This is a genomic window from Actinocrinis sp. (assembly GCF_035605935.1).
Classification (GTDB): domain Bacteria; phylum Actinomycetota; class Actinomycetes; order Streptomycetales; family Catenulisporaceae; genus Actinocrinis.
In genome coordinates this window covers 47105-60532 of sequence record NZ_DATNGK010000169.1, presented here as the reverse complement: position 1 = coordinate 60532, position 13428 = coordinate 47105, and the positions used below count along the sequence as shown (strand labels likewise).

The following is a 13428-nucleotide window of genomic DNA, read 5'->3' as shown; positions in this document are numbered from 1 at the left end:
GTGCGGTACGGTCCTCTGGCTTCCCAATCACCGGGCCGCGTCTTCGGTCGACTTCGGTTTGGCCGGCGGCGTTTGCGGCTTGACGATCGGCCCGGCCAGCGCGTCGAGGACGCCCTGCACCCGGCTCATCTCCGCCTTGATCTCCTCGCGGCGGATCTGCAGCGCCTCGACCTCGCGCCGCGCCTCGCCCTTGAGCGTCTCGGCCTTGTCCCTGGACCTGGCCACGATCGTTTCCGCGGCCTTCTCCGCCGACGACTTCATCGTCTCGGCCTCGCGCGCCGCCTCGCTGCGCACCCGCTGCGCCTCGCGTTGCGCCGTGGCGACCTGCTCGGCGACCTTCGTGCGCAGCGCGTCCGCGCCTGACTGGGCGTCAGCGGTGATCTTCGTGGCCTCGGTGGTGGCCTTCTGCAGCTGGTTTCGCGCCTCGGTGACCAGTTCGTCGGCACGCTTCGCCGCGCTCTGCAGCGTCTCAGAAGCCTGCTTGCGCGCCGCGCTCGTCGTCTGGTCGGCCTCGGCGGCGGCTGCCGCGCGGACGCGTTCGGCCTGGGACGTCGCGTCGGACCGGATTCGGGCGGCTTCCGCCTGCGCCGCCGAGGTGGCCGCGCGTGCGTCGGACTGTGCCTTCTCGGTCACGCCCTGGGCCGCGGTACGGATGCGGTCCACCTCGGCGCGCGCTCTGCCGGTGATCGAATCGGCCTCCGCGCGGGCCTTCGCGACCAGCTGCTCGGCTTGGTCCTTCGAGCTGTGCGCCAGCTTTCCGGCTTCCTCGCGGGCGGCCGCCACCAGCGCGTCCGCTTCCCGAGCCGCCTTCGCCAGCCGCTCCGCCGCGTCCTTGCGTGCCTGCTCGGCGATCGCCGACGCCTCATCCCGCAGCCGTTGCGCGACCTCGGCGGCCTCGGTGCGCACCCGCTCGGACTCGCTGCGGCCGGCGGTGAGCATCGCGTCGGCCTTCGTGCGCGCCTCGGCCAGCAGCGCGCTGGCTTCCGCCTTCGCTCCGTCGAGCACGCCGTCGGCGCTGGAGCGGATCGCGGCCACGTCGTCCTTTGCGGCCCGGATCGCCTGCGCGGTCTGCGCGGCCGTGTCATCGGTGAGTTTCTGCGCGGCTGCCTTCGCCTTCGCGGCGAGCTCCGCGGCGTCGGCGCGCATCCGGCTCGCGTCGGCCTCGGCGTCGGAGCGCTGCCGCGCGCCGTCCTGCTGGGCTTCGGCCAGCAGCCGCTCGGCGTCCGCCCGCGCGTCCACCAGCGCCTTCTCAGCCTGCTGACGCAGCGAGAGCGCCGCGGACTCGGACTCGGCTCGAGTGGCCGCCGCGTCCTGCTCGGCCTTCTCGATCAGACCCTCGACCGTCTTGCGCACCGACTCGGCGTGCGCGTTCGCCTCGGCCACGGACTTCGCGCCCGCGGCCTTTGCCTCGCCGACGATCCGCTCGGCCTCGGCCCGTGCCGACTCCCGCGCCGCGTCGGCTTCCCGCTTCGCCGCGGCCTCGAGTTCGGCGATCCGCGCCTCGCTCTTCTGCCTGAGCTGACCGATCTCGGCCCGCGCCGCGTTGCGCATCGCCTCGACGCCGGCCTCGGTGTCCAGGCGCAGCTTCTCGGCGTCGGTGGCGGCTTGTGCGCGCACCTTGTCGGCCTCGTTCGCGGCGCGCGCCGAGATTTCCTCGGCGGCCGCGGTGGCCTGAGCCTCGACCTGCTCCGCATCCGCCGCCGCCCGCTGCGCGATTTCCCTCGCGTCCGCGAGCGCCCGGCCCTTCAGCTCCTCGGTCTCGATGCGAGTGCGCGCCCGCATCTCCTCCGCGTCGGTCCGTGCCCGGCCAAGTTCCGCCTCGGCCTCAGCTCGGGCCTGCGCGACGGTCTCCTCGGCCTGGGTACGCGCCTGGCCGACGGTCTTCTCGGCCTCGGCCAGGCTGTGCAGGCGGGTTTTCTCCGCGGCCTGATCCGCCTGGGCCTTGACCTGGTCAGCCTCGTCCCGCACCCGATCCGAATGCGCCTGCGCCGCCGCGCGCAACTCGTCCGCCTGCGATGTGGTCTCGGCGAGCAGACGCTCCGCGGCCGCCGCCGCCTCGTCCCGGATGCTCGTCGCCTCGCCACGGAGCCGCTCGGCGTCGTTGGCGGCGTCCTGACGTAGCTTCGCCGCCTCTGCCTCGACCGCGGCGCGGTGTTCACGGGCCGCCGCTTCCGCGGCGTCGGTGATCTTCCGGGCCGCCTCGGTGGCGACACCGTGCGCGCCGGCGGCTTCCTCGTGCAGCCGCTTGGCCTCGCTGTGCAGTGAATCGGCTTCTTCACGCAACGCCGCGACCTCGGCCCGCACGCTTTCGTCGTGCTGCCTGGTCTGCTCGGTGGCGTCCGAGATCAGCTTCTCCGCGGTTGCCGCGGCCTTCTCCAGCGTCTGCGCGGCCTGCTGCTCCGCCTCGGCCACCCGCTGCGCCGCGGCCTCACGCTGGGCATTCGCGGCCGCGGTAGCCTCGGCGACGGTCTGCGCCGCCTTCGCCGCGGCCTCGGCGGTGACCCGGCCCGCCTCGGCCTCGGAATCAGTCTTGAGCTGCTCGGCCAGCGTGGTGGCCTCGGACCTGACCCGCTGGGCCTCGGTCTGCGCCATCGTCATCAGCTTCTGGGCGCTGGTCGAGGCGGAGCTGGCCTGCTCCGAGGCGTCGCGCTCGTGCTTGGCCGCGCGAGCCGTGGCCGCCTCGGCGGTCCCCTGCGCCTCCTGCAGCAGCCGCTGCGCCTCGGCCTCGGCCTTCGCCACGATCTGGTCCGCGTGCGTGCGCGCCGCCGTCGCGGTCTGCTGCGCCTCGGCCTGAAGCGAGGCGCGCATCTGCTGCGCGTACTCCTGCGCCTGGCGCACCTCGTTCGCGGCCTGCTCGCGCAACTGGCGCAGTTCCGACTCGATCTGCGCGCGGGCCTGCTCGGTGGCCTGACGGCGCATCTGCTCGGTCTCGTTGCGCACCCGCTCGGCCCAGGCCACGGTCTCGTTGACCTCGGCCTCGCCGCGCTGCCTGCGGTCAGCCAGCTCGGCTTCCAGGGACCGGCGCCGCTGCTCGAAGTCGGCCTGGAAGCGCTGCGCCTCCTGCTGCGCCTGCGCCCGCACCTGATCGGCCTGTGCCTGCGCGCTGCGCAGCATCTGGTCGACCTGGCCGGAGATGTTGCCGTAGTTGGGCGTGGTGCCGTTGCGGCGTAGTTCGTGCAGCTTCGAACGCAGCACCTCGACCTGGTACCCGAGGTCCTCGCCGTGCGCGATCGCCTCATCGCGCTCGGTGCGCACCCGATCAAGGTGCGCCTCGAGTTCGTCGAGGTGGGCTTCGACCTCGTACCGGTCATAGCTGCGCATGCTCTGCTCGGGACCCGCCTGCTCCCAGTCGTCGCGGGGCCGACCTGTGCCGCGGTCGGCCGTCTTGCCGCGCCTGCCCGGTGAGTGCGGTGTCGTCTCGTCCCGGCCCGGCTCCCAGACCCGATGCGGGTCCGGATCGGCGTAGCCGGAGTCGTCCGACTGCGCCGCGTAGTACTCCTGGAACCGTACGTCACCAGAGGCGTCATGGGGAGGGCGGGAACCGTACCCGGTCCGCTCGTCCACGCGCCCATATCCCATGACAGACAATCCTGTCAGATTCCGGGCCGGGGCACCTTAGACGTTACGAAAGCGTTCGATCGCACTACGGTGTCGCTCCCGCAGTGCGCTGTCACGCACCCCTAGTCCTTCCTCTGGTGCTAGACACAGTACGCCCACTTTGCCCTGATGCAGATTCCGATGGACGTCGAAGGCCGCCTGTCCGGCGTCGGCCAGCGGATAGCTGCGGGAAAGAGTCGGGTGGATACGGCCCTTCTGGATCAGCCGGTTCGCCTCCCAAGCCTCCCGGTAGTTGGCGAAGTGGGAACCGATGATTCGCTTGAGGTTCATCCAGAGGTAACGGTTGTCGTACTCGTGCATGAAGCCACTGGTCGACGCACAGGTGACGATCGTGCCGCCGCGCCTGGCCACGTAGACCGAGGCACCGAAGGTCTCCCGGCCAGGGTGCTCGAAGACGATGTCAGGGTCCTCGCCCCCGGTCAGTTCCCGGATACGCGCGCCGAAGCGCTGCCACTCCTTCGGGTTCTGCGTCGTCTCGTCGCTCCAGAACCGGAAGCCCTCCGCGGACCTGTCGATGATGAGCTCGGCGCCCATCGAGCGGCAGATCTCAGCCTTCTGCGGCGAGGAGACCACGCACACCGGGATCGCCCCGCCGTTCAAGGCGAACTGCGTCGCGTAGGAACCGAGGCCGCCCGAAGCGCCCCAGATCAACACCACGTCGCCCTGCTTCATCCCGGCGCCGTTGCGCGACACCAGCTGCCGGTACGCCGTGGAGTTCACCAGTCCGGGACTGGCCGCCTCCTCCCAGGTGAGGTGGTCCGGCTTCGGCATCAGCTGGTTGGTTTTCACCAACGCCACTTCGGCGAGCCCGCCGAAGTTGGTCTCGAAGCCCCAGATTCGCTGCTCCGGGTCGAGCATGGTGTCGGAGTGCCCCGCGGCGTCCTCGAGTTCGACGGAGAGGCAGTGCGCGACCACCTCGTCGCCGGGCCGCCACTTGTTCACCCCGGGGCCGGTGCGCAGCACCACGCCGGCCAGGTCCGAGCCGATGACGTGGTACGGCAGGTCGTGCCGCTTTGTCAGCGCGGACAGCTTGCCGTACTTGCGCAGGAAGGCGAAGGTCGGCACCGGCTCGAAGATCGAGGTCCACACGGTGTTGTAGTTGATCGCACTGGCCATCACGGCCACCAGGGCCTCGCCGGGGCCGAGCTCCGGCAGTGGCACCTCCTCGAGGTGCAGCGAGGTGCGCGGGTCCTTCTCCCAGGTGGTCAGGCCCTCGAACATCGCGGTCTCGTCCGCGTGCACGGTCACCGCCCGGTACGCCTCGGGCAGCGGGAGAGCGGCGAAGGCCTCGGCGGGCGTGTCTCCGGCGTTGATCGCGTCCAGAACCTCCTTCAACTCCGGGGAGGAGGGGGCCGCGGATGCGCCTGCGGTCTGGTTCCTGCTCATGGGTGTCGGCCTCCAGGTGGATGGTCGCGTGAGCTATGTGAACTGCGTTGTGCCGACCGGCTCGGGGCTGCGTCGGCACACGGCGGTCTGAAGTTGTGTCCAACTGTGTTACTTGCGAGTAACTATGCCGCCATGGATCCGGCTTGGCTAGATGGGCGCCCCACACAGTCGGGGTGGCGCGAATCACAGCGACGCACACCCGGAACAGATTTGAACGTGTTCGAAATCCGCGCTACGCTCAACGCGGAAACTGAACGTGTTCAAAACAGCGGCGAACGCCGGAGCCTGAACGCTTGAACTGGAGGGGATCCGCATGGACCTCACCGTCGCGACCTACATCGTCTATCTCGCCATCACCATCGCCTTGACCGTCTGGGTCGGCCGCACCTTCAGCCGGGCCGGCCTGGTCTTCCTCTCCGAGATCTTCCACGGGGACCAGAAGCTGGCCGAAGCGGTCAACCACCTGTTCGTGGTCGGCTTCTGCCTGGTCAACCTGGGCTTCGACGCGCTGTGGCTGCGTTACGGCCCGGCCGTCGCCGACACCCGCGGACTGTTCGAGGCGCTGTCCGTGAAGGTCGGCACGGTGCTGCTGATCCTCGGCGCGATGCATCTGCTGGACATCCTCGTGCTCAACCGCTACCGCCGCCGTGCGCTGACCGATCTGGCAAGCCAGCTCGGCCTGCCGGAAGCCTCCGCGCCGAGCAGGTGACCGGGCCGAGCAGGTGATCAGGCAGTCACGGCAGACTCTCCCCATGAGCGAGCAACCGGAAGCAGGCGCGGGGGAGCGGGTGGGGGGAGGTGCGGACCGAGCCGCGGGGGGCTCGGTCCGCACCCGCATCTCACCGCCAGGAGCGGAAACCAAGCCAGCCGCGCACACCAAGAGCGAGCAGACCCGCGCGTCGATTCTGGACACGGCGCTGCGCCTCTTCCGCGAGCGCGGCTACGACCGCACCACGATGCGCGCGATCGCCGAGGCGGCCGGAGTCTCGGTCGGGAACGCGTACTACTACTTCGCCTCCAAGGAACACCTGGTCCAGGGGTTCTACGACCAGATCGCGGAGGAACACCGCACTCAGCTTCCGCAGGCTTTGTCCGGCCGCACCGAGCTGGGCGACCGCCTCGTCACGACGCTCCAGGTCTGGATGGATATCGCAGGCCCCTACCACGAGTTCGCCGCCCAGCTGTTCAAGAACGCGGCCGACCCGCAGAGCCCGCTCAGCCCGTTCTCGGCTGAGTCGGAGCCGGCCCGGGACGCGATGATCGAGCTCTACCAGACCGTGCTCGCGGGCTCGGACGCGAGTGCGAAGCTCGACAAGGAACTCGCGGTGATGCTGCCGGAACTGCTGTGGCTCTACCACATGGGCATCGTGCTCTATTGGGTCTACGACCGGTCACCCAATGCTGAGCGCACCGCGCGCCTCGTGGCGCGAGCGACGGCCGTCGTCGCCCGGCTGGTGGCGCTTAGCCGATTCAAGGTCCTGCGTCCGCTTGTCCGCGAGGCCAAGGCGCTGCTGTCAGAGTTCGTGCTCGTACCGCAGGAGGGCGGCGAAGGCTAGCGGCGCAGGTCACTGTCCCCCGGGTCGGCGCCGGGCAATGAACTCCTCGAACTCGGCCATGAACCGGGTGAAGTCCGCGCTCGTCCCGGTGCGTAGTTCCAAGGAGTCGAGCAGCGACGCCTCGCCGAGGCAGAAAACGTGCTGGCCCTGCCACTCGACGCGGATGCCCGAGCGGTTCGGAAGATCCATGCGGGTGGCGGGTACCGGCGTGCCGTCGATCACGATGCTCGTCGGCGTCTCGGGAGCAGTTGGTATGCGCGGTCCACGCGCAGCGCCGGGACCGGCCATCCCGACTGGCTCGATCATGTTGCTGGCGAGCGTTTCCACGGAACGGATCCGCTGTGGCCAGTCGATAGTGCCGCGCACGGTGCGCACGCGCAGCTGCGTATGACCCGTCGTCGCGTAGGTCACGTCTATGGCCCACGGATGGTCGTCCGAATCTTCAAACCCGAGCAGGGCGATCGTGCCCTCCGGCGGCGCGCACGCGATAGCCACTGGCCCGGGGAACTCCTCGGCCTTCGCTGCGTAGTTCGTACGCTGAGGTTTTGGACCATCGCCCGGCTGCCAATAACGCATCCGCCCCTGCACCCCTCTGCCCCTCCGCCCGTAATCCCGTCAGCCCTCTAACGTGTCGGCGCAGAAGTCAGTTCCCTGGCCGGAGGCAGAAATATATGCTCAGGTCGTGCGCGGCTCGCAGATGTAAAGGCGCTGGGTCGCTCGGGTAAGGGCAACGTAGAGAGTCCGGGTGCCGGCGGGGGATTCCTGCTCGATCGCGGTCGGGCTGACGATGATCGCCGCGTCGTACTCCAAGCCCTTGGCGTCGAGGGCGTTGACGACGACTAGCCGGCCCGCTGCCTGCTCGACCTGCCGAGCCAGCGCCGCCGCCGTCGCCCGGGCCGCAGTGAGGCTCGTGATGACGCCGACCGTGCCCTCCACCGTCGCGAGAGCTTCCGTGACGGTTGCTTCCAGATCGTCACGGTGCTCGGGCGGGAAGCCGGTGGAGCGCACCGCGTCGGGAAGCGTCGCGTCGGGCGCCGCCTTCTTCGCGTACTGGCTCGCATAGGCGAAGATCTCGGCCGAGTTGCGGTAATTGGTGCGCAGTTCGTGGACGTGGCGGGGACGGTCGCCCAGCGCCGCCTGCATCGCCTGCTGCGACTCCTGCGGGTCGGGCCACGCGGATTGCACCGGATCGCCGACGATCGTCCAGGTGGCGCGGCGGCCGAGACGCCCGAGGACTCGCCACTGCATCGGGGAGAGGTCCTGCGCCTCGTCAACGATGACGTGCGCGTAGCTCTCGCGAACCCGCTCGCGGCGCGCTGTGTCCGTGGCGCGGTCGGCCCAGGAGGAGACCTCTGCGACGCCGCTGTCCGCGAAGAGGCCCCCGTATACGTCCTCTTCCTCGGTCTCCTGCGGCGGGGTGCCGAGGAGCTGGGTGAGTTCGTCGAGAAGCGGGACATCCTCGATGGAGAAGTCGGGGTCGGCGGCCGCGTCGGGTCCGATGGTCGCGGACCACGAACGCGCGAGCGCGTCGATCTGAGCAGGCGTCAGGTGACGACGTCCGTAGTGCGCGAGGGCTTGCGAATCTGCGCAGGAGCGCAGCACCTCGCGAGGTGTGCGGTAGGGCCACCACTCCTCGACGAACAGCTCGAAGTCGGTGCGGTCGCGCAGGTCGCGATCGAAGATCGTGCGCTCGGTCCGCCGGCGTTCGCGCAGCTCGCTTGGCAGTTGTTCCCAGGCTGCCTCAACCAGCGCTGTCTCCGCGTTCGCGCGGGCCGCGTTGGGGTGAGGGTTGCGCTGAAGGACCGCGCGGCGCAGATCGTCGAGGCGGCGCCCGTCGAGCCGGATGACGTGCCCGTGGTAGGTGGCGCGGAACTGGCGCGGGGTGCCCGGCGGCGTGGCGCGAGCCGCCCGGCCGAGGACCGGCAGCAGTCTGCCGGAGCCCTTGAGTTCGGCGAGGTCGGCTGGGTCGTGCCGGGTCGCCTTCACGCCGTCGACCAACTGGCCGAGGGATCGCAGCGCCGCGGTGTGCTCGCCCAGGGAGGGGAGGACCTGCTCGATGTAGGACACGAACACTGCCGAGGGCCCGACGATGAGCACGCCGCCGGATTCGAACCGCTTGCGCTCGTTGAACAACAAGTACGCGGCCCGGTGCAGCGCGACCGCGGTCTTACCGGTCCCGGGGCCGCCGGTGATGATCGTCGCACCGTCGGCGGGCGAGCGGACGGCGAGGTCCTGCTCCTTCTGAATGGTCGCCACGATGTCCTGCATCGCCGCGCCGCGCTTGCGGGTGAGCGCCGCCATGAGCGCGCCATCGCCGACCACCGTCAGACTCAGCTGCTCGGCGCGATCCGGGTCAAGCAGGTCGTCGTCGAGGCGGGTGACCTGAGCGCCAACGCAGCGAATAGTGCGTCGGCGCACCACGTCCATGCGGTCAGTCGGCGTCGCGCGGTAGAACGCGGCGGCGGCCGGCGCGCGCCAGTCGACCACCAGCGGTTCATAGTCCTCGTCGCGCACGCCGATACGGCCGATGTGCCGCGCTTCGCCGTCGTCGAAGTCGAGCCGGCCGAAGACCAGGCCCTCCTCCTGCGCGTCGAGCCGCCTGAGCCACACCGTGGCCTGATACACGATCGCGTCCCGCTCGACCAGGCCGCCCTCGTTGCCGAACAGCGCGCGCCGGTGACCCTCTGCCTCGTAGGCGCGGGCATGCTCGCGCATCACCTCAAGGCGCTCGTGCACCCGGTCCACATGGCGCTGCTCGGCTTGCATCTCGGCGCGCTGCGCCCGATCAGGCGCGCCGGTGCTCGTCGCGGGCTGAGGCAAAAGAGGCACGACCTCCGATAGGACACTTGGACGCGGTCCACCACGCCTGTACCTGGTTCAGGCAGGACCGGACAGTCTATCGGGGGTGGGCGACAGGGCGGAGGACCGAGCCGGGCGGGTTGGCTCGATTGGGATCCGTATACGTCAGCGTTGCTCTGCCTTAGCGCTGGTCTGTCTCAGTGCCGGTCTGTCTCTGACGGCGATGCCGCCTGAACGAGCTCGGTCAGCACGCCGTGGCAGTCCTTCGGGTGCAGGAAGTTGATCGAGGAGTTCGACGTACCGCAGCGCGGGGTTCCGTATAGCGCGCGGACGCCGGTACTCGTCGCTGCTTCGGTGGTGGCCACCACGTCGGGCGTGCCGAACGCGATGTGATGGATCCCCTCGCCGTGCTTTTCGAGGTATTTCGCGATCGCCGAGTCGTCGCGGACCGGCTCGAGCAGTTGAAGGTAGGAGGCCGCGCCGTCGTCGGTGCCGTTGATCCGGAGCATCGCCTCGCGCACGCCCTGCTCCTCGTTGACCTCGCTGTGCGCCACCTCGAAGCCATATGTCTTCCGGTAGAACTCGATGCTCGCGTCGAGATCCCGGCAGGCGATGCCGATGTGGTCGATGCGAGTGATCATGGATTCCTCCACCGAAATTCCGGTTCCGGGCACTGTGGTCAAGCCGACACTGTTAGACCCTACTGGGGGGTAGCTAAATTGTGGATAGTGTCGAAGACGACACTCGACCGCCATCTCAGGAGGCGTACCGAATCATGGCCAGCTCTGTCATTGTCGCCGGAGCGCGCACACCGATGGGCAAACTGCTCGGCGCGCTGACCCCGTTCAGCGGGGCCGACCTCGGTGGATTCGCGATCAAGGCCGCCTTGGCGCGGGCCGGGGTCGCCGCCGACCAAGTCGACTATGTGATCATGGGTCAGGTGCTCCAGGCCGGAACCGGGCAGATCCCGGCGCGCCAGGCCGCCGTGAAGGCCGGCATCCCGCTCAACGTGCCCGCGCTGTCCATCAACAAGGTCTGCCTCTCCGGGCTTGACGCGATCGCCCTGGCCGACCAGCTGATCCGGGCCGGCGAGGTGGAGATCGTGGTCGCCGGCGGCCAGGAGTCGATGACGAACGCGCCGCACCTGCTGCCCAACGCGCGCACCGGCTACAAGTACGGCTCGATCGAGGTCCTGGACGCGATGGCCTACGACGGCCTGACCGACTCCTTCGACCACATCCCGATGGGCGAATCCACCGAGCGGCATGTCGGCAAGCTCGGCATTAGCCGGGCCGAGCAGGACGATTTCGCCGCGCGGTCCCAGCAGCGCGCGGCCGCCGCGCAGAAGAACGGCATCTTCGAGGCCGAGATCGTCCCGGTGGAGATCCCGCAGCGCAAGGGCGACCCGATCGTCGTCAAGGAAGACGAGGGCGTGCGCGGGGACACCACCGCGGAAAGCCTTGGCAGGCTGCGCCCGGCGTTCACCAAGGACGGCACGATCACCGCGGGCAACGCCTCCCCGATCTCCGATGGCGCGGCCGCGGTCGTGGTGATGTCGAAGGCGAAGGCCGAGGAACTGGGCCTGACCTGGCTGGCGGAGATCGGTGCGCACGGCATCGTGGCCGGCCCGGACAACTCGCTGCACTCGCAGCCGTCCAACGCGATCAACGCGGCACTGGCGAAGGCCGGGCTGACAGTCGACGATCTCGACCTCATCGAGATCAACGAGGCGTTCGCCGCGGTCGGCCTCCAGTCGATGCGCGACCTCGGGGTCGGCGAGGAGAAGGTCAACGTCAACGGCGGCGCCATCGCGCTCGGCCACCCGATCGGCATGTCGGGCGCCCGTCTGGTGCTGCATCTCGCGCTCGAACTCCAGCGGCGCGGGGGCGGCACGGGCGCGGCCTCGCTGTGCGGTGGCGGTGGCCAGGGTGACGCGCTGATCGTTACCGTGCCGAAGCGTGCCTGAGCCCAGGCAGACGGTGCAGAGGCAGGGCTCAAGGACGACGCAGGGTGACGTGGATAGGGTCTTGAGTTGTGACTGACGTCCCTGCTTTGGTGGACCGCGCGCGTAAAGGCGACCCGCGCGCGGTCGCTCGCCTGATCTCCATGGTCGAGGACGGTTCGCCCGCGCTGCGGGAACTGATGGCGACCCTGGCCCCGCACTCCGGCAACGCGTACATCATCGGGCTGACCGGCGCTCCGGGCGTGGGCAAGTCGACCTCGACGAGCGCGATGGTCACGGAGTACCGGGCACGCGGCAAACGGATCGGGGTTCTCGCGGTCGACCCCTCCTCGCCCTTCTCCGGCGGCGCGCTGCTCGGCGACCGCGTGCGGATGCAGGAGCACGCGACCGACCCGGAGGTCTACATCCGGTCGATGGCCTCGCGGGGCCATCTCGGCGGCCTGTCCGCGGCCACCCCGCAGGCGCTGAGAGTTCTCGACGCGGCGGGCTGCGAGGTGATCCTGGTCGAGACCGTGGGCGTCGGGCAGTCAGAGGTCGAAGTCGCCTCGGCGGCGGACACCTCGGTGGTGTTGCTCGCCCCGGGCATGGGCGACGGGATCCAGGCGGCCAAGGCCGGGATCCTGGAGATCGGCGACGTGTTCGTGGTGAACAAGGCCGACCGGGACGGCGCCGACGCGACCGCGCGGGAGCTGAACCACATGCTCGCGCTCGGCGAGCGGCGCGAGGCCGGGGACTGGCGCCCGCCGATCGTCAAGACCGTCGCGGCGCGCGGCGAGGGCATCAGCGAGGTGGTCGAGGCGCTGGAGAAGCACCGCGCTTGGCTGGCCGAGACCGGAAAGCTCGCGGTGCGCCGCCGAGCCCGCGCGGCCGCGGAGATCGAGGCGATCGCGTTCGCGGTGCTGCGTTCCCAATTCGGTTCGCTGCACGGCGACTCGCGCATCGCGGCGCTGGCGGACCGCGTGGTAGAGGGCGCGCTCGATCCGTTCGCGGCGGCCGACGAACTGTTGGAGAGCGTGGACTAAGGACATCGCCGGGAGTGCGGTGGGCCAGGCGGCGTGACCAGCTGCACGCGCTTCAATGCGCCCTCGCGCCCTGCGCCAAAAGACTAGGCCGCCGGATGAATTGACAGCATGCTGCGATCCGGACTCTTAATCGTCGCTCTGCTCGATCCAGTGTCCGCGAGCGGGACCGCGACCTGTGACGCCCGGATCAACGTGCTGCTGGGCCGCGGCGAGCACCGCATGCGCAAGTCACCTGCTGGACGGTGCGGAGGCCGTCTGGCAGGGCCAGCGCGGCGCGTCGAGGCTCAGGTTTTTGCGCATCGAGGACAGGCCGAGCGCGGTCGTCTCACGGCAGAACTCGGTCAGCGGCAGGTTGTATTCGACGTGAAAGACGGCCTTACCGGCAGCAATGAACGGCTTGAGCAGGTCGCACTCCGAGTATTCGGCGCACTGCTCGTTGACCGCGAAGTCGAAGTCCGCGACGAGTTGCGGGATCTGGTCGAGGTCGTTCTTTAGGCCGATGGCCAGCCCGGCGGCGTGGGCGAGGTCGGCGAGCATGTGGTTGAAGGCCAGCTGGTCCGCGGCGGTCAGCGGGAAGCCGGTGTCGTTGTGGTAGCCGTCCACGTTGTCGGCCTCGACACCGTCGAAGCCCTTCTGCGCGCAGGCCTTGAACCGGTCGGCGAGGATGGGGCGCAGGACGTTGAGTTGCCGCACGTCCAGCCAGCGTTCGCCGGGCCAGCCGTTCGATTGTCCGATGATCGCGGCGGGGTAGCGCTTCGCGTCGGCGCGGAAAGACTCGTACGCTCCCGCATTGACGTAGCAGATCACCTTGCGACCGGCGGCGTGCAGCGTGGCGACGACCGTGGCGCTGTTCTCGCCTCCGTCGATGTCGTAGACCTGGGCGTTGACAGACGTGTCGACCGTGCCGGAAAGCTGCCACTGCCAGGTGAGGCCGGGCTTGGGCTGCCAGACGGTTCCAGGCGTGGCGGAGGAGGAGCCGGGGGGAGGTGACGGCACGGAAGCGGACGAGGAATCGGGCGGGGTAGTCGGCGACGAGGACAGCGAACTCTGTGCGGCCGAAGGCGATGGAGACACGGGCGTTGAG

General features: G+C 69.7%; 10 protein-coding genes. 4 read left to right on the top strand and 6 right to left on the bottom strand.

What is annotated here, in order from left to right; all coding sequences use genetic code 11:
- Nucleotides 1–27: 27 nt before the first annotated feature.
- The gene (locus VN779_RS14005; protein WP_325723281.1) at nucleotides 28–3579 is read right to left on the bottom strand and encodes a hypothetical protein; all 3552 of its coding nucleotides are present in this window, start codon (nucleotides 3577–3579) and stop codon (nucleotides 28–30) included.
- A 36-nt stretch (nucleotides 3580–3615) separates the two neighbouring features.
- Nucleotides 3616–4953: a crotonyl-CoA carboxylase/reductase gene (ccrA, locus tag VN779_RS14000; protein WP_349260787.1), complete on the bottom strand. Its 1338-nt coding sequence runs from the start codon at nucleotides 4951–4953 to the stop codon at nucleotides 3616–3618.
- Between the two features lie 364 nt (nucleotides 4954–5317).
- Between ccrA and VN779_RS13995 the strand changes: the two genes are divergently transcribed.
- Nucleotides 5318–5713: a hypothetical protein gene (locus tag VN779_RS13995; protein ID WP_325723277.1), complete on the top strand. Its 396-nt coding sequence runs from the start codon at nucleotides 5318–5320 to the stop codon at nucleotides 5711–5713.
- 43 nt (nucleotides 5714–5756) lie between these two features.
- Nucleotides 5757–6560, top strand: a complete 804-nt coding sequence (locus VN779_RS13990; protein WP_325723275.1) for a TetR/AcrR family transcriptional regulator — start codon at nucleotides 5757–5759, stop codon at nucleotides 6558–6560.
- Between the two features lie 9 nt (nucleotides 6561–6569).
- Here VN779_RS13990 and VN779_RS13985 read toward each other — a convergent pair whose 3' ends face one another.
- The 3 genes from VN779_RS13985 to mce all read right to left on the bottom strand — a co-directional run bounded on the left by VN779_RS13985 (nucleotide 6570) and on the right by mce (nucleotide 10000).
- Nucleotides 6570–7055, bottom strand: a complete 486-nt coding sequence (locus tag VN779_RS13985; RefSeq protein ID WP_325723273.1) for a hypothetical protein — start codon at nucleotides 7053–7055, stop codon at nucleotides 6570–6572.
- A gap of 180 nt (nucleotides 7056–7235) precedes the next feature.
- Entirely contained in the window at nucleotides 7236–9389 is a 2154-nt protein-coding gene (locus VN779_RS13980) for a HelD family protein (RefSeq protein ID WP_325723271.1), read from the bottom strand.
- 167 nt (nucleotides 9390–9556) lie between these two features.
- The gene (gene mce, locus VN779_RS13975) at nucleotides 9557–10000 is read right to left on the bottom strand and encodes a methylmalonyl-CoA epimerase (RefSeq protein WP_325723269.1); all 444 of its coding nucleotides are present in this window, start codon (nucleotides 9998–10000) and stop codon (nucleotides 9557–9559) included.
- A 134-nt stretch (nucleotides 10001–10134) separates the two neighbouring features.
- On the opposite strand from mce, the gene VN779_RS13970 reads away from it, so the two are divergent.
- Together VN779_RS13970 and meaB are read left to right on the top strand one after the other, a co-directional pair.
- Nucleotides 10135–11325, top strand: a complete 1191-nt coding sequence (locus VN779_RS13970) for an acetyl-CoA C-acetyltransferase (RefSeq protein WP_325723264.1) — start codon at nucleotides 10135–10137, stop codon at nucleotides 11323–11325.
- Between the two features lie 68 nt (nucleotides 11326–11393).
- Nucleotides 11394–12344, top strand: coding sequence for a methylmalonyl Co-A mutase-associated GTPase MeaB (meaB, locus tag VN779_RS13965; protein WP_325723262.1), 951 nt, complete (start codon nucleotides 11394–11396; stop codon nucleotides 12342–12344).
- 228 nt (nucleotides 12345–12572) lie between these two features.
- Here the strand turns inward: meaB and VN779_RS13960 are convergent, their stop codons facing one another.
- Nucleotides 12573–13340, bottom strand: coding sequence for an endo alpha-1,4 polygalactosaminidase (locus VN779_RS13960; RefSeq protein ID WP_325723260.1), 768 nt, complete (start codon nucleotides 13338–13340; stop codon nucleotides 12573–12575).
- Nucleotides 13341–13428 lie beyond the last annotated feature (88 nt).

Coding starts and splice junctions, on each gene's coding strand:
- VN779_RS14005 (WP_325723281.1), bottom strand. CDS start 3,579: ATGGGATATGGGCGCGTGGACGAGCGGACCGGGTACGGTTCCCGCCCT.
- VN779_RS13995 (WP_325723277.1), top strand. CDS start 5,318: ATGGACCTCACCGTCGCGACCTACATCGTCTATCTCGCCATCACCATC.
- VN779_RS13990 (WP_325723275.1), top strand. CDS start 5,757: ATGAGCGAGCAACCGGAAGCAGGCGCGGGGGAGCGGGTGGGGGGAGGT.
- mce (WP_325723269.1), bottom strand. CDS start 10,000: ATGATCACTCGCATCGACCACATCGGCATCGCCTGCCGGGATCTCGAC.
- VN779_RS13970 (WP_325723264.1), top strand. CDS start 10,135: ATGGCCAGCTCTGTCATTGTCGCCGGAGCGCGCACACCGATGGGCAAA.